Source organism: Lacunisphaera limnophila (assembly GCF_001746835.1).
Taxonomy (GTDB): Bacteria; Verrucomicrobiota; Verrucomicrobiia; order Opitutales; family Opitutaceae; genus Lacunisphaera; species Lacunisphaera limnophila.
Window position 1 is genome coordinate 229071 of the sequence record NZ_CP016094.1, and the last position, 22767, is coordinate 251837.

Below are 22767 nucleotides of genomic sequence, written 5' to 3' on the forward strand. Positions count from 1 at the left end.
AAGCCCGGCATCAGCCTGCGCGAATGCCTGAAACGCCCCTGATCTCGCATATTTACACAGCTGATCCGTCCGCGCACGTCTTCAACGGCCGGATCTACCTCTACCCGTCGCACGACCGGGAAGGGAACATACCCGACAATGACCTGGGGGACCAATATGACATGGTGGACTACCATGTTTTCTCGATGGACCGCGTCGGCGGCCCGGTGACCGACCACGGCGTCGCCCTCGATCTCAAGGATGTGCCCTGGGCCAGCAAACAGCTCTGGGCTCCCGACGCCGCCTTCAAGAACGGCAAGTACTACCTCTACTTTCCCGCCCGCGACAAGGCCGGCATCTTCCGCATCGGCGTCGCCGTCGGCGACCGGCCCGAGGGCCCGTTCAAGGCCGAGCCGCAACCCATCGCGGGCACCTACAGCATCGATCCTTGCTGCCTGAACGACGACGACGGCCGTTCCTGGCTCGCCTGGGGCGGCATCTGGGGCGGCCAGCTCCAGGGCTGGCGCAACAGTCACTTCGACCCGGCCGGCCGCGAACCCGCCGACCACGAGCCCGCCATCGGGCCGCGCATCGCCGAACTCGCTCCGGACATGAAGTCGTTCACCGGCGCCGTCACCGAGATCAAGATCCTCGACGAACAGGGCCAGCCCCTGCGCGCCGGCGACCACGACCGCCGCTACTTCGAGGGCCCCTGGCTGCACAAGTACCAGGGCAAATACTACCTCTCCTACTCCACCGGCAACACGCACTACCTCGTCTACGCCACGGCCGACAACCCCCGCGGGCCCTACACCTACCGCGGCCGCTTCCTCGAGCCCGTCATCGGCTGGACCACCCACCACTCCATCGTCGAGCACGGCGGCAAGTGGTGGCTCTTCCACCACGACGCCTCCCTCTCCGGCGGCCGCAACCACCTGCGCTGCGTCAAGGTCAAGGAACTCACCTACGCCGCCGACGGCCGGATCAACCCCGTGCCGGTCAGCTGACCCGCCGGCTCCACCTCGGCTGTCGCGGCGCCCCCGCCGGCAAATCCTTGAAGGAAGTCGCCTTTGCCCGGTGTTAGGCATACCATCATGTCTATGCCCTCTCTGCCGCGCTTCGTTCTCGTCCTCAGCCTGATCCTGGGCGTGCCCGCCCTGGCGTCCGCGGCCGATGACAAAACCCCCGACCCAACGTCGTCGGAGCCCGCCCCTGCCCCCGGCGCCAAGAAGAAGCGCATGCTGGAAAAAGGCATGGAAGCCGACACCGTCGAACTCCTCTACGGCAAGCCCGCCGAGATCAAACCCATGGAAACGCCCGACGCGACGACCAAGGCGGAACAGTGGATCTACCGGCGCAAGGTCTCCGAAAAAACCATCCAGACCGCCGACACCCAGAGCACCATCCCCACCTTCGGCCGCGCGGATGCCGGCGGCGTGAGCATCGTGGATGTCCCGATCGTCACCTACCGCCTCAAGCACCTCACCACCTACCAGGTCACCGCCCTCCTGATGGTCAACGGCCGCCTCGAGGTCGCCAAACAGTGGCAGGAAGTGGACAGCGCCTACGTGAACTGAGCCAGCCCGCGCTCTGTTCCGCGGTGGAACCCGGCCTCCGGACGGGTTGATCGCGCTTTGATGGGGAACCCGGCCTTCTGCCGTCAGCGCGGCCGCCCTTTCTTCCTCACGGCACCCGCCGCAGCCACCCGCCCGTCTCCAGCCAGTCCGCCACCCGGTCCGGCCACGTCGTGACCCGATCAGCCGTGCGCCGCAGGCCGTAGCCATGCCCGCCCGTGGGATAAAGGTGCAGCTCCGCCGGCACCCCGGCCTGCTTCAGCGCGGCGTAATAACCAAGGGCGTTCTCCACCCGCACCGGATCGTCCTGCGCCATCGCGATGAAGACCGGCGGCGTGACGCCTTTTTGCGGCGCCACTTCCGGACGCACGGCATCGCCCTGCTCCCGGTCCACGAGTCCACCGGGATAGATCAACGCGATGAAATCAGGCCGGCAGCTCTCAACATCGGCGGCATCGACCGCCGGATAAGCCCGGACCGCATGATTGACCGCCAACGTCGCCGCCAGGTGCGCACCGGCCGAGAAACCCAGCATCCCGATGCGCTGCGGATCCAGGCCGAGTTCCTTCGCCTGCGCCCGCACCAGCCCGACCGCCCGTTGCGCATCCTCCAGCGCCGCCGCGTATCGCGCCCGACCCTCGCGGCCCGGCACCCGGTATTTGAGCAATACCCCCGTCACGCCGATTGAATTCAGCCAGGCACAGACCTCCGTACCCTCCAGATCCAGCGCGAGGATGTAGTAGCCGCCACCCGGCGCGACCACGACCGCGGCCCCGGTGTCCTTCGCGGGATCCGGACGGTAAATTGTGAGCGTGGGGGTGGAGACATTGCCGAGGCGGATGATGGACCGGCCGGCGATCAGCGGATCGGGCGGCGATTTGAACTGGTCCGCCTCCGCCGGCAGCACCTGTGTCTCCCCCGGGGCGGTGCCCGGCCAGAGCGGCTGGGGCCCGGTGGGCGCGGCATGTGCCGCCCAGGTGAGGAGGGCGAGAACGGAGAGGATCACCTTTTTCATGACGGGTTACTTGGTCTTGGGCAGCGCGAAGGCCACGTAGGCGTCACCGCTCTTCGTGCCCATCTTGCCGCCACCGCAGGCGATGACGACATACTGGCGGCCGTCGACCTCATAGGTTGCCGGCGTGGCGTAGCCGCCGGCGGGCAGCTTCACGCGCCAGAGTTCGCGGCCGGTCTTGGGATCGAAGGCGCGGAAATGCTCGTCCTTGGTCGCGCCGATGAAGAGCAGGCCGCCGGCCGTGAGCAGCGGGCCGCCGTAGTTCTCCGTGCCCGTCGGAGGCAGGCCCTGCGCCATCAGCTCCGGGTACTCGCCGAGCGGGACGCGCCACAGGTATTCGCCGGTGTTGAGGTCGATCGCATTGAGCGTGCCCCAGGGCGGCTTGATCGCCGGATAACCCTGCGGATCGAGCCAGCGGTTGTAGCCGGTGTGCGTGTACGGCGGCGGCGCGGCCGTGCGGTTGTCGGGCATCCACGTGACCCACGTCGGCGCGGGCGCGGCGCTCGGCTCGCGCGGGGGCGGCGCATCCCCGAGCAGGAAACCAGTCACGGCCTCGCGCTGCGCCTGCGTCAGGAACCCCCACATCGGCATCACGCCGCGGCCCTTCGTGATGACCTCGAGCGTCTGCTCGCGGTTCAGGCGCTTGCCCACGTCCACCAACGGCGGGATGCTGGCCGCGACGTTGCCCTCGCGGTTCACGCCGTGGCAGCCGATGCAATTCTGCCGGTAGACCTGCTCGCCGGGTGAGGCCGCGCCGCCGGTCTCCACCATCGCGAGGATCCAGGCCATCTCGTTGCTGTTCACATAGAGCACGCCCGACGGGTCCACCGCCGAACCGCCCCACTCCGCCCCGCCGTCATAGCCGGGGAAGATGATCGTGCCCTCGCGGCTCGGGGGCATGAACGGCGTGTGCGGACGCAGACGGGAGAATTGCTGAAGCACCGCCCGGTGCGCCTCGGGGGTGCGGTTCGTGAGCTCGTTCGCCGTGAGCAACTGCCGCGCGAACGCCGCGGGTTTCAGCGGCAGGGGCTGCGTCGGGGACACCAGCTCGCCGGCCAGGTCAGAGCTAGGCACCTCGACATCCTCGATCGGGAAGAGCGGTTCTCCCGTCTCGCGGTTGAACACAAACACGTGGCCCGACTTGGTCGTCTGCGCCACCGCCGGGATCTCGCGGCCGTCGCGGCGGATCGTCAGCAGGTTCGGCGGCGCCGGCGGGTCGCGATCCCACACGTCGTGCCGGACAAATTGGTAGTGCCAGACCTTGCGCCCGGTCGCGGCGTCGAGCGCGAGCAGACAGTTGGCGTACAGGTTGTCGCCGAGCCGGTCGCCGCCCCAGAAATCAAAGGTCGCCGAGCCAACCGGGCAAAACACCAGGCCGCGCTCCTCGTCGAGGGTCATGCCCGTCCAGACGTTCGCCCCGCCGACCCGTTGCCAGGCGTCGGCCGGCCAGGTCTCGTAACCCGCTTCGCCCGGGTGCGGGATCGTGCGAAAGGTCCACGCCAGCGCGCCCGTGCGCACGTTGTACGCGCGGATATGGCCCGGCGCGGCCGGGGCCGGGCCCTCGCCCACCCGCATGCCCATAATGATGAGGTCACCAAACACGACGCCTGGCGTGTTGGCCTGGATGGCGAGGCCGGTGGCGTCGCGGCCGAGCCCCAGCGCCAGGTCCACGCGGCCACCGGTGCCAAAGCTCTCGATCAGCTGGCCGGTCGCGGCGTCGAGCGCATGCAACCACTGCCCGTTGCCAAAAAGAATGCGGCGCGCAGTGCCATCGGTCCACGTGGCCAGGCCCCGGTTCAGGCCGTTCGGCGCCAGCGGCGCAAACCGCCAGAGTTCGCGCCCGGTGGCGGCGTCGAGGGCCACCACCTTCGACTGCGGGGTGGTCGCGTAGAGCACGCCGTCGAGAATGAGCGGGTTGCACTGGATCTGCGTCGCCCCCTCCCGCAGGTCGCCGGCGTTGAAGGTCCACGCCACTTCCAGCTGGGCGACGTTGTCCGGCGTGATCTGGTGGAGCGGCGAATAATGGCTGCCAGCCTTGTCACCATGATAAACCGGCCAGTCCCGGCCGGCCGACGCGAGGAGGGAACCGCAGCCGGTGGCCGCGAGAAACGCGAGAAGGGGTGTTCGCATGGGCGCAGTGGAACACCGCGCCGCCCGCTTGCCAAGCGGAGACCCCGCGACGTCCCCGTTCACTGGAAATTAACCCGATTAAAGGATTGATCCGCCCGCGGATGGATTTGAGCTGGTCACCGCCTCCACCGATCTCGAGGGCCAGCGTGATCGGCGGAGTTCAGAACCTCTTATCACCATGATGCTGCCCACCCGTTCCCCGGCTGAATTCAAATCCTGGCTGGCTGCCACCCGGGGGCGTCCCCTCGGACGGCTCCTGCGCTTCACTCTCTTCGCCCTCGTGTTCCTGCTGAGCCCGGCCCGCGCCCCGGCGGAGCTTTACCAGACGATCCGCGTGAATGTCATGTCCCCCGAGAAATTCCGGATCGGGCGCGTCGTGTACCCCCTGGCAGAAATGACCCAGGTCGTTGCCGGCGAGGTGCGCGGCCCCAACCGGGTGTACGTGAAGTTATACATTCCGCTCGGCCTGAATAAATCCCTCGTCGAGGAAATCAAGGCCCACTGCCGCCAGGCGGGCGCCACGTCTTTCTTCATCCAATACAAGTCCTAGCGGAGCGCTTGCCAAGCCGAGCCGCTCCCGGCAGGCATGGGCCGTGCCCCGCCCCGCCGCACCCTCCCGACCCTCGCCGACGCCTTGGATCGCGTGCCTGGGCTTGTTGGCCGGCACCGCGCTGCTCTTCTCCCGCTCCCTCGGCTACGACTTCATCAACTATGACGACCCGGTCTACCTGACCAACAACCCGCGGGTGCAGGCGGGCCTCACCTGGGACGGCCTCGTCTGGGCCTTCACCGGCCACGCCGACTACTGGCACCCGCTCACCTGGGTGTCGCACATGCTCGACTGGCAGCTCTTCGGCGCCGACGCCACCGGCCACCGCGCCGTCAACGTGCTCTGGCACGCCGTCAACGCCGTCCTCGCCTTCCTGCTTCTCCGCCGCCTCACCGGGGCCTGGGGCCTGGCGCTGTTTTCCGCCGCGCTCTTCGCGTGGCATCCCCTGCGCGTCGAATCCGTCGTCTGGGTCACCGAGCGCAAGGACGTCATGAGCGGCTTTTTCTTCCTGCTCACCCTGCTCGCCTACGCCCGCTACGCGACGCGACGCGCGTCCGGCCAACCCGCCGGCCCGGCCTACGCCCTGACGCTGGCGCTCTTCCTCGGCGGCCTGATGTGCAAACCGTCCGTTGTGACCCTGCCGCTCGTCCTGCTCGCGCTCGATCTCTGGCCGCTCCACCGGCTTGCGCCCACCCCCGCCGCCGGTTGGTGGCGGACGCACCGCGGCGTGCTGCTCGAGAAAATCCCCTTCTTCGCCCTCTCCGCCGTGATCGCCGTCGTGACCATCCGCATGCAGGTCGCGAGCAACGCCTTCTCCCTCGCCGTGCCGCTGGCCGACCGCCTCGGCAACGCCGTGGTCTCCGTCGTCCGCTACCTGGGGAACTTCTTCTGGCCGGTCGACCTCGCGTTCTTCTACGAACACCCGGGCGCCTGGCCGGCGGCGACCGTCGCCGGCGCCGTGGCCTTGCTGCTGTTGCTGACCGCGTGGGCTTGGGTGCGCCGCCGCCGCGAACCCGAGCTGCTCACCGGCTGGCTCTGGTTCCTCGCCATGCTCCTGCCCGCGCTTGGCCTGTTGCAGGTCGGGGTCCAGGGCATGGCCGACCGCTACACCTACCTCCCCATCCTCGGCGCCCAACTCGCCGTGCTCGGGATCATCGCCCGCCTGCCGGTGCCGGCCCGGGCGCAGCTGATCGCCGCCGGCCTCGTGCTCACCGCCGCCGCCGGCCTCACGTGGCGGCAACAAGCCTTCTGGCGTGACTCGGAGTCGCTCTACCAGCGCGCCCGCGCGATGGACCCGGCCAGCGCCCATGCCGAAGCCTTCCTTGGCTACACCCACTACGAGGCCGGTCGCCTTGCCGACGCCGAACGCCACGCCCGCCGCGCCCTCGAGTTGGACCCGCACATCCACTGGGCCTGGCTCACCCTCGCCAATGTGCAGGGCCAGACCGGACGCCTTGCCGACGCCGTGAATTCCTACCAACGCCTGATCGACCGGCACCCCGGCTACGCCCGGGGCCACTACCTGCGCGGCCTCCTGCTCCAGCAACTCGGTCGCACCGCGGAGGCCGAGGCCGACCTGACCCGGGCCGCCGCCTTGCTGCCCGACAACGCCCAGGTCCAACTCGTCCTCGCCGAATTTCTCGCCCGCCAGCGCAAGTTCACCGCCGCGGCCGCCGCCTACACCCGCGTCGTCACCCTGCGCCCGGACAGCGCCGAGGCCCACGCCGGCCTCGGCTACATGTACGCTCTGACCGGACAACGCGAGGACGCCGCCCGCCATTGGCAGGAGGCCCTGCGCCTCAAACCCGATTTCCCCGGCCTGCGCGAACGCCTGCAACAAATTCGCCCCTGAGCCCGGATCCAGCCTCCATCCCACCCCCGTTCCGATGCACAAGTAACCTAATAGGTTACTTGTGCATCGGAACATCCTTTCGGAATCGGGCCTTGGACGGCGTGAGCATCCCGCCGGCCGCGTGACACAGGCCCGGGTTTACTTTCCAACCCGCCGGACTATCCTTGCTCCATGGAAACGCGCGCCCTCGGCAAACACGGCCCCCTCCTCCCCGCCCTCGGCCTCGGCTGCATGGGCATGTCCGATTTCTACGGGCCGCGCGACGAGGCCGAATCCCTCGCCACCTTGAACCACGCGCTCGACCGCGGGGTGACCCACCTTGATACCGCCGACATGTATGGCTACGGCGACAACGAGCGCCTGCTGGCCAAACTGCTCGCCACCCGCCGCGCCGAGGTTTTCCTCGCCACCAAGTTCGGCTTCATCCGCGACCGCGCCGATCCCGGCAAACGCGTCGTCAGCGGCCACCCCGACTACGTGCGCGCCGCCTGTGACGCCAGCCTGCAACGGCTCGGCGTCGAGGTCATCGACCTCTACTACGCCCACCGCATCGACGCCTCCATTCCGGTCGAGGAGACTGTCGGCGCCATGGCCGGCCTGGTCCAGGCCGGCAAGGTCCGCCACCTCGGCCTCTCCGAGGCCGGCGAAACGAGCCTCCGCCGCGCCCACGCCGTCCACCCGATTGCCGCCGTGCAAAGCGAATACTCCCTCTGGTCCCGCGACGTGGAGGCCCGCGTCCTCGGCACCTGCCGCGAACTCGGCGTCGCCTTCGTGCCCTACAGCCCCCTCGGCCGTGGCTTCCTCACCGGACAATTCAAAAGCATCGAGGATTTCGCGCCCGACGACCAGCGCCGCACCCAGCCCCGCTTCCAGGGCGAAAACTTCGCCCGCAATCTCGCCCTCGTCGCCCGCATCCAGGCCATGGCCGCGCGGAAAGGCTGCACCGCCAGCCAGCTCGCGCTCGCCTGGGTCCTGGCCCAGGGCGATTTCATCCTGCCCATCCCCGGCACCCGCCGCATCCGGAATTTCGACGAAAACCTCGGCGCCCTCGACGTGACGCTCACCCCGACCGACCTCGCCGAGATCGAGCAGGTGTTCCCCGCCTCCGCCGTCGCCGGTTCGCGCTACCCCGAGCAGATGATGCGCCTGCTCGACACGGCGAAGTGACGCGCCCGGCGCCACCCGTGCACCGGCGCTGCGGTTTTTAATTCAGAAGATTTTCGCACAACCTTTCCCGGGAAATCGTGACTAACCACGTATCCCGTGACGCCCTCCGTTTCCACCCCGCTGCCCGCCGTTGCTCCGTCCCCCACCGCCCGGCGCGGCCTGCAGGTGCTCTACGCCGAGGATCTGCCGGAACTCCGCCAGCTCATGCGCCTGGTGCTCACCCCCGAAGGGCATGACCTCGAGGCCGTCGCCGACGGCAGCCTGGCCCTCGCCCGCCTGCAGGAACCCTCCGCCCGCTTCGATCTGCTGATCACCGATCATCACATGCCGGTCATGAACGGTCTCGACCTGGTGCGCGCCGTGCGCCGGCTGCCGTTCGCCGGCCGCATCATCGTCTTCAGCTCGGAACTCGATCCCCAGGTCTACGACGCCTACGTCGACCTCCGCGTCGACCAGGTCCTCGCCAAGCCCGTCCGTCCCGCCGCCCTCCGCCGCCTGATCGCCGACCTCTTTCCCGCCCCCGCCCCGGCCTAGGCCGTTTGTCCCCTCTGGGGCCTCCTTGCCCCGCGGCCCCGCGCCCCGCGTGTCCGCGCCTTCACCGGTTTATGACACTTGCCATGCCCGGTCGAAACCGGTCTTTTCGAGGCAAATTATTCCCATGATCGACTCCCGTTTCTCCCGTCGCATGTTCACCCTCCTCCCGATGGCCGCCGCCCTCCTCGCGTTGCCGGCTCACTCCGCCGAGACCGGCACGCCGCCCGTCATGACCCCCAATCCGCTCCTCGCCCCCAGCGCCCTGCCCTACCAGCTGCCGCCGTTCGCGCTCATCAAGGACGAGCACTTCCTGCCCGCCTTCGAGCTCGGCATGGCCGAGGAACTGCGCGAGGTCGACGCCATCGCCACCAATTCCGCCGCCCCCACCTTCGACAACACCATCGTGGCCCTCGAGCGTCGCGGCGAGACCCTCAACCGCGCCCGCCGCGCGTTCGGCATCCTCACCGGCGGCCTCACCAACCCGGCCCTGCAGAAGATCGAGGCCGAGATGTCCCCCCGCTTCTCCGCCCACTCCGACGCGATCTTCCTCAACCACGCCCTCTTCCGCCGCATCCAGGATCTCCACGCCCGCCGCGCCACCCTCGGCCTGGACCCCGAGTCCCTCCGCCTGCTGGAACGCTACCACACCGACTACGTCCGCGCCGGCGCCCAGCTCTCCGAGGCCGACCAGACCGTGCTCAAGGCCCTCAACGCCGAACTCGCCACCCTCTCCACCCGCTTCAGCCAGAACGTCCTCAAGGAGATCAACGCCGCCGCCGTCGTGATCGACACCCGCGCGGAGCTCGCCGGCCTCTCCGACGCCGCCATCACCGCCGCCGCTGCGGCCGCCACCGCCGCCGGCCACGAGGGCAAATTCCTCCTCCGTCTCCAAAACACCACCGGCCAGCCGCCGCTCACCAACCTCACCGACCGGGTCGTCCGCGAGAAGATCATGGCCGCCTCCCTGTCCCGCGGCAGCCGCGGCGGCGAGTTCGACAACCGCGAGATCGTCTCGCGGCTCGCCAAACTCCGCGCCGAGCGCGCCGCCCTCCTCGGCTACCCCCACCACGCCGCCTACCAGCTCGAGGAACAGACCGTCGGCAGCGTCGACGTCCTCAACCGCCTCCTTGCCGAGGCCGCCCCGCTCGCCGTCGCCAACGCCCGCCGCGAGGCCGCCGCCATGGACCAGGTCATCGCCGCCGCCGGCGCCGGCCACCCCGTCGCCGCCTGGGACTGGGCCCTCTACGCCGAGAAGGTCCGCCAGGAACGCTACGCCTTCGACGAGAACGAGCTGAAGCCGTACTACGAACTGAAGCGCGTCCTCGAGGACGGCGTGTTCTACGCCGCCACCCGCCTCTACGGCATCACGTTCAAGGCCCGGCCCGACCTTCAGGGTTACACCGACGACATGCTCGTCTACGAGATCTTCGACGCCGACGGCTCGCCCATGGCCCTCTTCACGGGCGACTTCTACGCCCGGCCCAGCAAGCGCGGCGGCGCCTGGATGAACGCCTACGTCCCCCAGAACGGCCTCACCGGCACCAAGCCCGTCATCGGCAACCACCAGAACATCCCCAAGCCCCCGCCGGCGAGCCCACCCTCCTCACCCACGACGAGGTCAACACCATGTTCCACGAGTTCGGCCACACCCTGCACGGCCTGTTCTCCGCCGTGAAGTACCCGCGCTTCTCCGGCACCAGCGTGCCGCGCGACTTCGTCGAGTTCCCCTCCCAGGTGAACGAGATGTGGGCCACCTGGCCCGAGGTCCTGCAGAACTACGCCAAGCACTACCAGACCGGCGAACCCATCCCCGCCACCCTCCTCGCCAAGATCGAGGCCGCCAGCAAGTTCAACCAGGGCTTCGCCACCAGCGAGTACCTCGGCGCCGCGCTGATCGACCAGGCCTGGCACCAGCTCAAGCCCGACCAGGTCCCCGACGCCGCGGGCGTGCTCGCCTTCGAGGCCGCCGCCCTCCAGCGCGCCGGGCTCGACTTCGCCCCGGTGCCGCCCCGCTACCGCAGCACCTACTTCTCCCACGTCTTCGCCGGCGGCTACTCGGCCGGCTACTACTCCTATTTCTGGAGCGAGGTCCTCGACGCCCAGACCGTCGACTGGATGAAACAGCACGGCGGACTCACCCGCGCCAACGGCGACCGCTTCCGCGCCACCCTGCTCTCCCGCGGCGGCAGCCGCGAGGCCCTCGCCCTCTTCCGGGACTTCACCGGCCGCGAGCCCGATATCCGGCCGCTCTTCGTCCGCCGCGGGCTGGTCCCGGCCACCCCGTGAAAACCCTGATTCTTACCTTTTTGACAGAACCAGAGGAGACAAAGCGGATTTTATCTGCTACTTGCATGTCATACCGAGCATGAGTTCGCCCGCTTCCACCACCGGCAACCCGACGCACCCGCGCAAATCGATGCGGGTGCTCTATGCCGATGACATGCGCGAACTCCGCCAGCTCCTCGAGATCGTGCTCGGTCGCGACGGCCACAAGGTTGACTCCGTGCATGACGGCAAGCTCGCGCTCGAGATCCTCAAAAAGGACCTCGGCGCCTACGACGTCGTCATCACCGACCACCACATGCCCAGCATCAGCGGGCTGGAACTGGTCGGCGAACTGCGCGCGATCAAGTATCCCGGCCGCATCATCGTCTTCAGCTCCGAGCTCAGCACCGAGGTGGACGCCGCCTACCGCCGCCACCGCGTGGATCACATTCTGCCGAAGCCCATCTTCCCGTCCGACCTCCGCGCGATCTTCGCCACGCTCTGATCGGTGGATGTCCCTGTGGGCGGTGAGCTTGCTCCCGCCACGTACCCTGCCCGCCCGATCCCGGCCGTTTCCGGGCTGACTGCACCGGCCATCCGGCCGTGCCCCGGGGCACCCGGCAGATTCTTTCTCGTTCTCCGTCCTCCGGCAACTATAGCAGAACCCACACCACGATGACGACCACCCTGCGAACCTTCCCGGCCGCTTTCCTCCTCTGCCTCCTCCTCGGCGGCTGCGCGTCGGTCGACACCAAGGTCGAGCGCGCCGAGGACCTCGCCCGTGTGCAGCGCTTCTTCGTGATCGCCAACGCCAACGACAGCCGCGCGCTCGACCGCCACCTCGTCAACGCCCTGCGCGCCCGCGGCCTCACCGCCGAATTCGGCCCGCGCACCATGATCCCCGACGACACCCAGGCCGTCATCACCTACCAGGACAGCTGGACCTGGGATTTCGGCGACCGGCTGATGTACCTCGAGGTCACCGCCCGCGACGTCCAATCCCGCCAGCCCCTCGGGCTGATGCAATACCGCGCCAAGATCCCCGGCCGCCAGCCCGTCGGCGAGATCATCACCGACCTCGTCACGCGCCTCTTCACCCCCGCCAAACGCTAGCTCGTCCGCCCGCGCCCGCCTCACGCGAACACCGCCGCCCGCTCCGCCGCCGTCAACTCGCACCAGCACCCCGGCGCCAGCTCGCCCAGCGGAAAATGCCCGATCCGCGCCCGCATCAGCCGCAGCGTGGGATACCCGATCGCCGCCGTCATCCGCCGCACCTGCCGGTTCTTCCCCTCGCTGAGCTCCAACGCCAGCCAGCAATCCGGCACCGACTTCCGCACGCGGATGGGCGGCGTGCGCGGGGCCACCGCCGGCGCGGGTTCCAGCCGCCGCACCCCGCAGGGCCGCGTGCGATAACCACCGATCGTCACCCCCGCCGCCAGCCGCCGCAACGCCGCGTCGTCCGGCAGGCCCTCCACCTGCACCCAGTACTCCCGGCGGTGTCCCGCCTCGGGATCCAGCAGCCGTGAATTCAACCCGGGCTCGTCCGACAGCAGCAGCAGCCCCTCCGAATCCGCATCCAGCCGTCCGAGCGCATACACCGCCGGCGGCAATCCCAGCTCCGCCAGCGTCCGCCACCGCGACCCCGGCTCCGGCGTGAACTGCGAGAGCACCCCGTAGGGTTTGTGCAGGGCGATCAGCATGGTTGTAGGCGACAGCCTTTCGGTGGAGCGCGTCGACCTCAACGCGCTTTTTCGGCCCCGGCCGCCCCCCGCCTTCAACTTAAACCTGAAACTTCAACGGGCGCCGCGCCCTCCGCTCAGCGCGTCAGCCGCGCCCACGTGAAGTTCGGGTTGCGCCCGTTGCGGATGCTCAACCGGATCCACATCAGCGCCAGCGGCTCCAGGCTGCGCGCCATGCCGAGGCCGCCCGTGTCCACCGGCTCGAACCCCAGGTCCTTCGCCAGCGTCTCCACCACTTCCTTCGCCTCGTCGTCATCGCTGCAATAAAACATCACCGGCTTCAGCTCGCCATGCCCCGGGTAGCTCGAGTCGGCAAAATTCTCCCAACCATACGTGTTGAATGCCTTCGCCACCCGCGCACCGGTCGCCAGGCGCGCGATCTCCTCCGCCCCCGAGGTCGAGGAACCGAGCGAGAGGCCCAGGCTGCCCTCCGCGTTGAGCGACAGCGGATTCGTGCAGTCGATGAGGATCTTCCCGCGCAGGTCGCCCATGGCGTTGATCACGGTGGGCACCGCATCCCAGGGCGTGGCCAGCACGATCACCTCGGCGCTGCGCACCGCGTCGGGCACCACCACCGAGCTCGCGGCGCCGCCGATCTCGGCCAGCGGCGGCTTCGTCTTGCCGTTGGCCGGGTCGCGCACGCCGAAAATGATCGTGTGCCCCGCCTTCGCCCAGCTCCGACCCAGCGCACCGCCGACGTTGCCCGCCCCGATGATCGCAATTTTCATGGTGCGCGCAGATTGACGTTTGGCCGGGAATTGGCAACCACGACAGCGGCAACATTTCGTCAAAAACCTTCATGCCCGTCCCCGATCCCATCGCCGCCCTGCCGAAACGCGCCTCCGAGCTCCGCGACCTGCTCATCAAGTGGTGCAACCAGAACTCCGGCAGCGCCAGCCCCGCGGGCCTCGCGGCCATGCTGAAACTCCTCCAGGCCGACTTCGGCCGTCTCGGCTCCGCCGAGGCCGTGCCGCTCGCCGACACCACCGCCCAGGCCCTGCGCCTCCGCGTGCGGCCCACCGCCCCGCTCCAGCTGCTGCTCAGCGGCCACTACGACACGGTCTACGACGCCGACCACCCGTTTCAGGCCTGCACCCTTCTCTCGCCCGAGCGCCTCCGCGGCCCCGGCACCGCCGACATGAAGGGCGGGCTCGTGGTCATGCTCGCCGCCCTGCTCGCGTTCGAGAAGACCCCCCACGCCGCCAAGCTCGGCTACGAAATCCTCCTCGGCCCCGACGAGGAAACCGGCTCGCAGGGCACCGCCCCGCTGCTCGAGGAGGCCGCCACCCGCCACCGCTTCGCCCTCGTGTTCGAGCCCGCCCGCGCCAACGGCGATCTGGTCAAATCCCGCAAGGGCACCGGCATCTTCACCCTCACCTGCCATGGCCGCGCCGCCCACGCCGGCCGCGCCCCCGAGGCCGGCCGCAACGCCATCCTCGCCCTCTGCGACCTCCTCCCCCGCGTCGAGGCGCTCACCGCCGAACTGCCCGGCGTAATGGTTAATGTCGGAGCCATCCGCGGCGGCGGCGCCGCCAACATCGTGCCCGACTTCGCCGAGGCCGTGATCAACGTCCGCGTCACCGCCGCCGGCGACGACGCCACCTTCCTCCGCCGCCTGCACGCGATTTGCGCGCCCTGGCACGCCCGCGAGGGCTACCGCATCGAGATCGGCGGCGGCTTCAACCGCGGCCCCAAGGTCGAGACCCCCGCCGAGACCGCCCTCTTCACCGAGTGGCGCAAGGGCGCTCGCGAACTCGGCCTCGACTTCGACTGGCAGCACGTGGGCGGCGGCTCCGACGGCAACCTCCTCTCCGCCGCCGGCCTGCCCAACCTCGACGGCCTCGGCTGCGTCGGCGACCACCTCCACAGCCCCGAGGAATTCTGCCATCTCCCCAGCCTCACCCAACGCGCCCAGGTCGCTGCCCGCTTCCTCCACCGCGTCGCCGCCGGCGAAATCCCCCTGCCCACCCGGGCCTGATCGACAGAATGGCGTGGCTCGCCTACCAGCCGGAGCCTTGGCCAAGGCTGGTCCCCGTCCGCAGGCGCGCCCCTACAAACCCCGACATTACCGCCGGAGGAACGCTCTCCTTCTTCCTTCTTACTTCTTCCTTCTTCCTCACGCCCCGCGCTGGCAGAAATCCTCGTCCAGCCGCCGCAGCCGCCGCGCTAGGTCCCGCGCGATGTTCAGCATCACGATGCCGTACTGGTCCGGCCGCGTCCGGTAGAGCTGGTAGAAATCCATGGCCTTGAGTGTGAACACTTGCGTCGGCTCCACCGCCACCACACTCGCCGACCGCTCCATGCTCTCCACCAGGCTCATCTCGCCGAAAAAATCACCCGGCCCGAACTCCGCCAACACGACGGCCGCGCCGCCCGCCGGCTGCTTCGTTACGCGCACGCGCCCCGCCTGGATGAAATACACCCGGTCCCCCCGCTCGCCCTCGCGCACGATCACCGCCCCCGCCGCATGCGCCTCCGCCCCGGCCAGGGTGCCCAGAAACCGCAAAGCGTCCTCATCGAGGCCCGCCATCACGGGCAACCGGTGGATAAAGTTATCGAGCGAGGCGGTCATGGGGTCGAACCGTTCCCTGAACCACGCCACCCTGCGCCCCCCTGCCCCCAAACGCAATGAACAACCCCGTCCTCCGTTGGCGGTGAGCTCGCTCACACCACCGCTCCTCGCGGATCAGCGCCCCCTTTGCCCCCGATCCTTCTCCCTTCTTACTTCTTCCTTCTTAATTCTTCCTTCTTCTCCCCCCTCACGGCACCACATAAAAATACACCGCCGCCCAATGGCAGACACTCCCGCCCAGCACAAACAGGTGCCAGATCGCATGATGATAGGGCAGGCTGCGCCACAGATAAAACACCGCGCCGCCCGTGTAGCAGAGCCCGCCCGCTACCAGCAGCTGCAACCCGCCCGCCGGCAGCGCCGCCATCAGCGGCTTGATCGCGATCATCACCAGCCAACCCATCGCGATGTAGATCAGCGTCGAGGCCACGCGGAAACGACCGGCAAACCAGAACTTCAGCGTGACGCCCACCACCGCGAGCCCCCACACCACGCCGAACAGGCTCCAGCCCCACGGGCCGCGGAGCGTGACCAGCACGAACGGCGTGTACGTGCCCGCGATCAGCAGAAAAATCGCCGCATGGTCGAATTTCCGCAGCAGGAGCTGCTTCTTTTCGTCGGCAAAACTGTGGTACAGGGTGGAGGCCGTGTAGAGCATCACGAGCGTGGCGCCGAAGATCGCCGTGCTCACCACGTGCCACGCCGTGCCTTGCTGGCTCGAGGCCACCACCATCAGCACCAGGCCCACCACCCCCAGCGCCGCCCCCACGCCATGCGTGAGCCGGTTGGCCAATTCCTCGTACCGCGGGGTGGAGACATCAGACATGCCTCCACCTTGCGAAATCCACCGCCCCCGCGCGAGGCGAAAGGCGCGCCCCGTTAAGGTCGCGCCGCGCGCGCCCGGGCCAGCGCCTCCGCGATCTCGCGGTCGCCCGGCCGCAGCCCCGCCAGCACTTCCAGGTGGGGGCGCGCCTCCGCCGGCCGGTTCAGGTGCATCAACAGCAGCAGGGCCAGCGTGCGCCGCGGTTCAAAATACGCCGGCTGCAACCGCACTGCCTCGGCGAATTGCTCCATCGCCTCCCCCGGCCGGTCGGCCTCCAGCAGCACATTGCCCAGGTTGTTCCGCGCCTCGGCATGCCCCGGCTCGAGCCGGATCGCCGCCCGATAGTGGTCCGCCGCCGCCTCGATCCGCCCGAGCGCGGCACAGGCGTTGCCGGCGTTGAACTGCATCTCCGCCGCCTCGGGCTGGAGCCGGATCGCCTCCTCCAGCTGCACCAGCGCCTCGGCCGGACGGTTCGCGTCGATCAGCCAGTTGCCATAGCTGTTGCGCGCGCCGGCAAACCCCGGCTGCAGGCGCACCGCCTCCGCGTAAAGCCGCCCCGCTTCCTCCGCCTGGCCCGCGGCCCGCAGCAGGTTCGCCAGGTTGTTGTGCGTGGCCGCATGGTCCGGCCCGACCCGCAGCGCCTCGCGGTAGGTGGCGATGGCCTCGTCCCGTCGCTCCTGCCGCGTGAGGACCAGCGCCAGGTTGTACAGCGGCTCCGGCGAGCCCGGAGCCAGCGCGATCGCCGCGCGCAGGTGCCGCTCCGCCTCGTCCAAGCGCCCGCGGGCCTGCTCGGCCAGACCGAGATTGTGGTGCGCCCGCGCATTCGCGGGACGCTTCGCCACGGTGTCGGCCCACAGCCCCTCCGCGGTCGCATAATCGGCATTGCGGGCGTAGGTCACCCCGCCGGCCAACCCGGCCAGCAACCCCAGCACGGGCCACGCCCGCCGCCCGAGCGCGGCCACCAAGCCACCGGCCACCACCAGCACCGGCGCGACCAGCGCCAGGTACATCCGGTGCTCGGCCATCGTCTGCGTGACCACCGGCACGATGCTCGAACTCGGCGCCAGCAGCGCAAAAAACCACGCGCCGATAAACCCCAGGACCGGCCGGCGCCACAGCGCGAAGATTGTGACGCCCAGCAAGCCGACCAAAAACAACGCCTGCCCCCACACCGCCCCCAGGCTTTCGACCGTCGCGATGCCATAGTCAAAGACCAGCGGGTGCGGCCAGACCACCAGGCGCAGGTAATGGACGATCGCCTGGCACTGGGTCAGCGCGTATTCCCACGGCGACACCTCGATGCCAAATCCCGCGGTGCCACCCCGGCCCGCCGTGCCCGCCACCAACGCCGCCAGCACCAGCCAGGTCCCGCCCAAACCCAGGTAATACCGCCAGCGCCGCTGCCACGCCGCGCGGAATCCGCCGGCCACAAAGGTCCGGTCATAGAGCAAAATCATCAACGGCGCCGTCACCATCACCTCCTTGCACGCCATGCCCGCCAGGCAGGCCCCGACCGACAGCAGCAGCCAGTTCCGCCGCCCGCCCGTCTCCGGCTTCCGGTTGCCCGTCTCAAGTTTCTCCACCGCCCGGATGAACCCATAAAGCGCCAGCAGGTAACACAGCCCCATCATCGCCTCTGCCCGCTGCACGATGTAGGTCACCGCCGCTGTTTGCAGCGGGTGCACCAGCCAGATCGCCGCCACGAAAAACGCCACCCCCCACGCATGCTCGGGCAAGAGTTTGCTCCCCCCTGGAGCGCGGGCGACCCCGCCCGTGGGATTGCCGCCCTCCCCGCCCGGCCGCCCCACCAGCGTCCGCCGCACGATCCCGAACAACACCAACCCCGCCAGGCCATGGACCGCCAGGTTGAAGAGATGATACCCGATGACCGCCTCACCCCCCAGCGCATGGTTCACCGCCAGGCTCAGGTTGACGAGCGGACGCCCGCTCACGGTGACGCCCCCGTCCTCCAAGTGCGGAAAAATCACCCCGCTCAACGGCCACAACTGCCGGATGCTCGGGTTGTGCACGATCGCCGGACCATCATCCAAGACAAACGGCCCGCGCAGGCTATTATGATACGAAACCGCCAGCAACAGGAGCAGGCCGCATCCCGCCACCCAAGCCGGGCCGCGTCCGGGGAGCCGGGTCGGAGGATTCGCTTTCACAGGTGCTGAGGGGATGACGGTTTACGAACTGTGGAAACAGTTTTCTGCCGGGGAGTTCAACCATTTCCGGATCGCGGAAATCACCTCCGCCCATGGCAGTCATCCTGCTTCCGACCCGGGGTCTAATTGTCCTTGGTTACAGTCCTGCAACTTCCTTCGGTTGTGAACAATCGGAGGGGGGTGCGAGCTTGACTATGACACGGGCGCTGCGTTCGCTCGCAAAACCTGAAACCCGGGCTCAACCCGGCGCACGTAATAACATCCACTGCATCACACCATGCACAAACCGTTCATCAAATCGTTCGTACTCTCCGTGGTCACGGCTCTCGCCCTGACGCTCGCGCCCACCACCTGGGCCCAAATCACGTCATCGGGCCTCACCGGCACCGTCCGTGGCGCCGATGGCGCCCCGATCGCCGGCGCCAACGTCACCGCCGTCTACACCCCGACGAACGCGACCTTCACCGCCGTCAGCACCGCGGCCGGCCGCTACAACTTCCGCGGCCTCCCGGTCGGCGGTCCCTACACCATCTCGGCCAGCTCCACCGGCTTCAATGACGCCCGCCTCGAGGACGTCTATTCCGTCCTCGGCACCGACGTCGAAGTCGGCCTGACGCTCAAGTCCGACGTCATCCAGCTCGAGAAATTCACCGTCGGCGGCGCCCGCACCGACCTCGACGGCTCGGCCACCGGTTCCGGCCTCACCATCTCCAGCGACCAGATCGGCGCCAAGCCGACTTCCGAGCGCTCCCTCGCCGACATGATCAGCGCCTCCCCGCTCGTCACCCTCCGCGACACCTTCGGCGACCGTGAAGAGTCCCAGATCACCGCCGTCGGCCAGAACAACCGTTACAACTCCATCCAGATCGACGGTTCCCGCATCAACGACACCTTCGGCCTCAACGCCACCGGTCTCGCCTCCTTCTTCAACCCGCTGTCCCTCGACACCATCGAGCAGCTAGCCGTCGCCATCTCCCCCTACGACGTCCGCCAGGCGGGCTTCACCGGCGCCTCCATCAACGCCGTGACCAAGTCCGGCACGAACACCTTCAAGGGCTCCGTCTATTACTACTTCCGCGGCGATGATTTCGCCGGTCTCCAGCTGCAGGGCGACAACCCCCGCGACCTGGTTGAGCGCGGCGTGTCCGTCCTCCCGAAGCTCGAGCGCCAGACCTATGGCGCCACCCTCGGCGGCCCCATCATCAAGAACAAGCTCTTCTTCTTCGTGAACTACGAGAAGTTCGAGAGCGTCAGCGCCGGCCGCGACGCCATCTTCGAAAACCCCGCCAATGAGGCCCAGATCCTCGCCAAGCTCGACGAGTTCTCCACCGCCGCCGGCAAGGACATCGACTGGGGCTCCACCGTCACCGAGCAGACTTCCAACGTCGCCGAGGACGAGAAGATCTCCGCCAAGCTCGACTGGCAGATCAACCAGGACCACCGCGCCACCCTCCGCTACACCACCACCGAGGGCGAGATCCCGCAGTTCGGCGTCTACGCCAGCGGCACGATCAACCTCAACGGCGCGGGCTCCAGCCCCACCGGCGGCCTGATCAACACCCCGGACGGCCACTTCTACTCGCAGACCCGCAAGGAGAAGACCATCGCCGGCCAGGTGAACAGCCAGTGGACCCCGAGCTTCAAGACCGAGATCCGCTATTCCACCACCACCCAGGACCAGCTCACGCCCGTTAACACCGTCGGCCCGGCCATCCAGATCAACGGCGTCCCCGGCGTCCTCACCAACGGCACCCCCACCACCGGCACCTATGTGGTCGGCACCGAGCAGTTCCGCCAGGGCAACGTGATCGGCGTCGAGAGCGAGCAGATGGCCGCCATCGGCGACTACTTCTGGAAGGACGTCGTCTTCACCGGCGGCATCGAGCGCGAACAGACCGACTTCTACAATCTGTTCCGCCAGGGCTCCTACGGCATGGTCCACTTCTCCTCCCTGGCCAACTTCCTGGCCGGCACCCCGGCCCGCATCACGCGCAACGTCTATGACCCGAACGTCCGCAACGTGGCCGATGTCTCCGACCTCGCCACCACCGGCATCTTCGGCCAGGCCCGCTGGGACGTGAACTCCCGCCTGACCGTCACCGGCGGCCTGCGCTACGAGTTCGTCGAGAGCTCCACCCCGGAGCTGAACCCGGCCTTCCAGTCCGCCACCGGCTTCCGCAACGACGGCACGCCCGACGGCACCTCCAGCATCTCGCCCCGCCTCGGCTTCAACCTGGCGCTGGATGACGATCGCACCACCCAGATCCGCGGCGGCATCGGCCACTTCTTCGGCCGCGCCCCGTGGGTGATCTTCTCGAACTCCTACGGCCAGACCGGCGTCGGCAGCGGCTCCCTCGACTCCGCTCAGGGCCAGCTCCCGACCTCCCTCACCGCCTACCTCGCCCAGTTCGATCCGGCCAACCCGATCGGCACCTACGTCGACAACCCGGCGATCCGCCGCGAGGTCAACTGGGTCGATGACGAGGTCGAGCTGCCCCAGTCCTGGCGCGCCAACCTCGCCTTCGAGCGCAAGATCTCGTTCCTCGACACCGTCTTCACCGCCGAGATCGTCCACAGCATCGTCGACCAGGCCATCTTCGTCACCAACGAGAACCTCAAGGCGCACCCCTCCATCACGGGCGCCGACGGCCGCCAGCGCTTCTCCGGCAACCCCGGCACCGCCGCCAACGCCAAGTTCTCCGGCTACACCGCCCTCATCCGCGTGAGCAACACCGACGTCGGCGAGTCCACCTACGCCACCGTCATGTGGAGCCGTCCCCTGAAAAACAAGTGGGGCTTCGACATCTCCTACACCCGCGGCCGCTCCACCGAGGCCCAGTCCGTCGGTCAGACGACCGCCGGCGGCCAGTGGTTCCGCAACGCCGTGTTCAACCAGAACACGGTCGAGGAAGGCACCTCGGACTTCGAGATCCGCGATCGCGTCCAGCTCAACCTGATCCGTCAGTTTGAGTTCGTGAAGAGCTACAAGACCACCGCCTCCCTCGCCTACGAGGGCCGCTCCGGCAACCCGGTCAGCTGGGTCTTCGGCGGCGACCTCAACGGTGACGGCGTGAGCTTCAACGACCGCGTGGCCGTCCCCACCGACGCCAGCGACGGCCGCTTCGACTTCTCCGGCATGACCACCGCCCAGCGCGATGCGTTCTTCGCCTTCCTCGACACCTCCGGCCTCAGCAAGTACGCCGGTGGCATCGCCCCGAAGAACTCGCACCGCGAGCCCTGGGTCAACCGCCTCGATCTGAAGTTCATCCAGGACATTCCGATCCGCGGTTCCTTCAAGGCCCAGCTGTTCTTCGACTTCATCAACTTCGGTGCCTTCATCGACAAGAGCACCTTCGGCTACTACGAGCTGGCGCCCAACCTGTCTAACGGCGTGTTCCGCACGCTGACCCTGACGAACGCCACCAGCTACAACGCCGCCGGCCAGATCCGCCCGACGTTCACCAGCACGCCGGCGACCTACCGCGTCGACAACGGCATGTCCCGTTGGCGCATCCAGCTCGGCGCCAAGCTGCTGTTCTAAGCGATCCGCTTAAACCCGCGTCCCCTTCAAGGCGCCCCGTGCAAACGGGGCGCCTTTTTCTTTTTGCCCAACCTGGGCAAAAAGAATCGCGCCATAGCTCGCAGAGCGAAGGCGGATAGAGAATCGCGCCGACCTGTCAGCCGTAGGCCCGGCGAAGGCTGAAGCCCACCGGGCGAAGGCGGATAAAGACTCCCGCCAACCTGTCAGCCCGCCCCCCCCGGCGAAGGCCGAAGCTCAGTCATGTGGGCAGCCCGCTCGCGGGCGCTTCCGTCCCGCTCGAATGCGGGAGGGGTTTAACGCCCCGACTCCCCGAGCCCCCCCATGTGGGAGGGACCTTGGTCCCGACTGCCCGTCCCCCTGTGGGCAGCCCGCTCGCGGGCGCTCGGCCTCTTTTTCCGAGTTCGGGAGGGGGCCTTCCCGCCCAGACCACCCCCGTAGCGGAAAACGTCAGTTTTTCCCCCCAAGCCCCCCAACAACCAACAACCAACAACAAACAACCAACAACACCCCCGCCATCCGCCCTCTGATTTGCCCAGCAAATCACCCTGAGCCCCGTCGAAGGGCGCCCCCTGATTTGCCCAGCAAATCACCCTGAGCGAAGCCGAAGGGCGCCCCAGCCCCCTTGCCCCCTCTGCGCGAGACCAGCCTTACCCCGATCCCCCAATCATCCCCCACCCGCCCCTTTTCCCGAGCGTGGAAGGGGCCTACCCGCCCCGATTCCCCCGGAGCGAAAAACGTAAGTTTTCGCCCCACGCCCCCAACAACCGACAACAAACAACCAACAACCCCATCCTCTGCTTTGCCCCGCAAATCACCCTGAGCCCAGTCGAAGGGCCCGCCTGCAGTCGCCCCCTAGCGCCC

General features: G+C 68.4%; 17 protein-coding genes and 1 pseudogene. 11 read left to right on the forward strand and 7 right to left on the reverse strand.

The genetic code is table 11. The features are described from left to right. The first annotated feature begins 23 nt into the window (after window positions 1-23). Both Verru16B_RS01050 and Verru16B_RS01055 read left to right on the forward strand, forming a co-directional pair. The gene (locus tag Verru16B_RS01050; RefSeq protein ID WP_069960551.1) at window positions 24-986 is read left to right on the forward strand and encodes a glycoside hydrolase family 43 protein; all 963 of its coding nucleotides are present in this window, start codon (window positions 24-26) and stop codon (window positions 984-986) included. Window positions 987-1079: 93 nt separating this feature from the next. Then, the gene (locus Verru16B_RS01055) at window positions 1080-1556 is read left to right on the forward strand and encodes a hypothetical protein (RefSeq protein ID WP_069960552.1); all 477 of its coding nucleotides are present in this window, start codon (window positions 1080-1082) and stop codon (window positions 1554-1556) included. A 106-nt stretch (window positions 1557-1662) separates the two neighbouring features. On the opposite strand, the gene Verru16B_RS01060 is transcribed toward Verru16B_RS01055, so the two are convergent. Next, window positions 1663-2568, reverse strand: coding sequence for an alpha/beta hydrolase (locus tag Verru16B_RS01060; protein WP_069960553.1), 906 nt, complete (start codon window positions 2566-2568; stop codon window positions 1663-1665). Between the two features lie 6 nt (window positions 2569-2574). Then, window positions 2575-4695, reverse strand: coding sequence for an outer membrane protein assembly factor BamB family protein (locus tag Verru16B_RS01065; protein ID WP_069960554.1), 2121 nt, complete (start codon window positions 4693-4695; stop codon window positions 2575-2577). Between the two features lie 178 nt (window positions 4696-4873). Between Verru16B_RS01065 and Verru16B_RS01070 the strand changes: the two genes are divergently transcribed. The 7 genes and pseudogenes from Verru16B_RS01070 (at window position 4874) to Verru16B_RS01100 (ending at window position 12176) form a co-directional block, all read left to right on the forward strand. Further along, window positions 4874-5245 (forward strand): hypothetical protein, encoded by a 372-nt coding sequence (locus Verru16B_RS01070; RefSeq protein ID WP_069960555.1) that lies wholly within the window; start codon window positions 4874-4876, stop codon window positions 5243-5245. Between the two features lie 43 nt (window positions 5246-5288). After that, on the forward strand, window positions 5289-7097 hold the full coding sequence (locus Verru16B_RS01075) for a tetratricopeptide repeat protein (RefSeq protein ID WP_157772102.1): 1809 nt from the start codon (window positions 5289-5291) through the stop codon (window positions 7095-7097). 171 nt (window positions 7098-7268) lie between these two features. Further along, a complete protein-coding gene (locus Verru16B_RS01080) occupies window positions 7269-8264 on the forward strand; it encodes an aldo/keto reductase (RefSeq protein WP_069960557.1) in 996 nt (331 codons plus the stop codon). A gap of 96 nt (window positions 8265-8360) precedes the next feature. Continuing rightward, on the forward strand, window positions 8361-8798 hold the full coding sequence (locus Verru16B_RS01085; RefSeq protein ID WP_069960558.1) for a response regulator: 438 nt from the start codon (window positions 8361-8363) through the stop codon (window positions 8796-8798). Between the two features lie 151 nt (window positions 8799-8949). Continuing rightward, a pseudogene (locus tag Verru16B_RS19205) lies at window positions 8950-11084 on the forward strand (M3 family metallopeptidase). A 79-nt stretch (window positions 11085-11163) separates the two neighbouring features. Continuing rightward, complete coding sequence (locus tag Verru16B_RS01095; protein ID WP_069960559.1) at window positions 11164-11568, forward strand: response regulator; 405 nt, start codon at window positions 11164-11166, stop codon at window positions 11566-11568. Window positions 11569-11738: 170 nt separating this feature from the next. Beyond that, complete coding sequence (locus Verru16B_RS01100) at window positions 11739-12176, forward strand: hypothetical protein (protein ID WP_069960560.1); 438 nt, start codon at window positions 11739-11741, stop codon at window positions 12174-12176. A 20-nt stretch (window positions 12177-12196) separates the two neighbouring features. On the opposite strand, the gene Verru16B_RS01105 is transcribed toward Verru16B_RS01100, so the two are convergent. After that, a complete protein-coding gene (locus Verru16B_RS01105) occupies window positions 12197-12763 on the reverse strand; it encodes a pseudouridine synthase (RefSeq protein WP_069960561.1) in 567 nt (188 codons plus the stop codon). Window positions 12764-12879: 116 nt separating this feature from the next. Further along, window positions 12880-13530 (reverse strand): NADPH-dependent F420 reductase, encoded by a 651-nt coding sequence (locus tag Verru16B_RS01110; protein WP_069960562.1) that lies wholly within the window; start codon window positions 13528-13530, stop codon window positions 12880-12882. A 71-nt stretch (window positions 13531-13601) separates the two neighbouring features. On the opposite strand from Verru16B_RS01110, the gene Verru16B_RS01115 reads away from it, so the two are divergent. Continuing rightward, a complete protein-coding gene (locus Verru16B_RS01115) occupies window positions 13602-14780 on the forward strand; it encodes a hydrolase (RefSeq protein ID WP_069960563.1) in 1179 nt (392 codons plus the stop codon). Between the two features lie 138 nt (window positions 14781-14918). Here the strand turns inward: Verru16B_RS01115 and Verru16B_RS01120 are convergent, their stop codons facing one another. The 3 genes from Verru16B_RS01120 to Verru16B_RS01130 all read right to left on the reverse strand — a co-directional run bounded on the left by Verru16B_RS01120 (window position 14919) and on the right by Verru16B_RS01130 (window position 18365). Next, entirely contained in the window at window positions 14919-15374 is a 456-nt protein-coding gene (locus Verru16B_RS01120) for a cyclic nucleotide-binding domain-containing protein (RefSeq protein ID WP_157772103.1), read from the reverse strand. Window positions 15375-15561: 187 nt separating this feature from the next. Beyond that, complete coding sequence (gene trhA / locus Verru16B_RS01125) at window positions 15562-16200, reverse strand: PAQR family membrane homeostasis protein TrhA (protein WP_069960565.1); 639 nt, start codon at window positions 16198-16200, stop codon at window positions 15562-15564. 53 nt (window positions 16201-16253) lie between these two features. Then, window positions 16254-18365 carry a tetratricopeptide repeat protein gene (locus Verru16B_RS01130; RefSeq protein WP_157772104.1) on the reverse strand — a complete coding sequence of 704 codons (2112 nt, stop codon included), beginning with the start codon at window positions 18363-18365 and terminating at the stop codon, window positions 16254-16256. 277 nt (window positions 18366-18642) lie between these two features. Here Verru16B_RS01130 and Verru16B_RS01135 point away from each other — a divergent pair, with 277 nt between their 5' ends. Further along, the gene (locus Verru16B_RS01135) at window positions 18643-21906 is read left to right on the forward strand and encodes a TonB-dependent receptor (protein WP_069960567.1); all 3264 of its coding nucleotides are present in this window, start codon (window positions 18643-18645) and stop codon (window positions 21904-21906) included. Window positions 21907-22767: the final 861 nt, after the last annotated feature.

Excerpts from the sequence above, each read along its gene's own strand:
- Verru16B_RS01050 (WP_069960551.1), top strand. The coding sequence starts at position 24 with ATGCCTGAAACGCCCCTGATCTCGCATATTTACACAGCTGATCCGTCC.
- Verru16B_RS01055 (WP_069960552.1), top strand. The coding sequence starts at position 1,080 with ATGCCCTCTCTGCCGCGCTTCGTTCTCGTCCTCAGCCTGATCCTGGGC.
- Verru16B_RS01060 (WP_069960553.1), bottom strand. The coding sequence starts at position 2,568 with ATGAAAAAGGTGATCCTCTCCGTTCTCGCCCTCCTCACCTGGGCGGCA.
- Verru16B_RS01065 (WP_069960554.1), bottom strand. The coding sequence starts at position 4,695 with ATGCGAACACCCCTTCTCGCGTTTCTCGCGGCCACCGGCTGCGGTTCC.
- Verru16B_RS01070 (WP_069960555.1), top strand. The coding sequence starts at position 4,874 with ATGATGCTGCCCACCCGTTCCCCGGCTGAATTCAAATCCTGGCTGGCT.
- Verru16B_RS01080 (WP_069960557.1), top strand. The coding sequence starts at position 7,269 with ATGGAAACGCGCGCCCTCGGCAAACACGGCCCCCTCCTCCCCGCCCTC.
- Verru16B_RS01095 (WP_069960559.1), top strand. The coding sequence starts at position 11,164 with ATGAGTTCGCCCGCTTCCACCACCGGCAACCCGACGCACCCGCGCAAA.
- Verru16B_RS01100 (WP_069960560.1), top strand. The coding sequence starts at position 11,739 with ATGACGACCACCCTGCGAACCTTCCCGGCCGCTTTCCTCCTCTGCCTC.
- Verru16B_RS01105 (WP_069960561.1), bottom strand. The coding sequence starts at position 12,763 with ATGCTGATCGCCCTGCACAAACCCTACGGGGTGCTCTCGCAGTTCACG.
- Verru16B_RS01110 (WP_069960562.1), bottom strand. The coding sequence starts at position 13,530 with ATGAAAATTGCGATCATCGGGGCGGGCAACGTCGGCGGTGCGCTGGGT.
- Verru16B_RS01115 (WP_069960563.1), top strand. The coding sequence starts at position 13,602 with ATGCCCGTCCCCGATCCCATCGCCGCCCTGCCGAAACGCGCCTCCGAG.
- Verru16B_RS01120 (WP_157772103.1), bottom strand. The coding sequence starts at position 15,374 with ATGACCGCCTCGCTCGATAACTTTATCCACCGGTTGCCCGTGATGGCG.
- trhA (WP_069960565.1), bottom strand. The coding sequence starts at position 16,200 with ATGTCTGATGTCTCCACCCCGCGGTACGAGGAATTGGCCAACCGGCTC.
- Verru16B_RS01135 (WP_069960567.1), top strand. The coding sequence starts at position 18,643 with ATGCACAAACCGTTCATCAAATCGTTCGTACTCTCCGTGGTCACGGCT.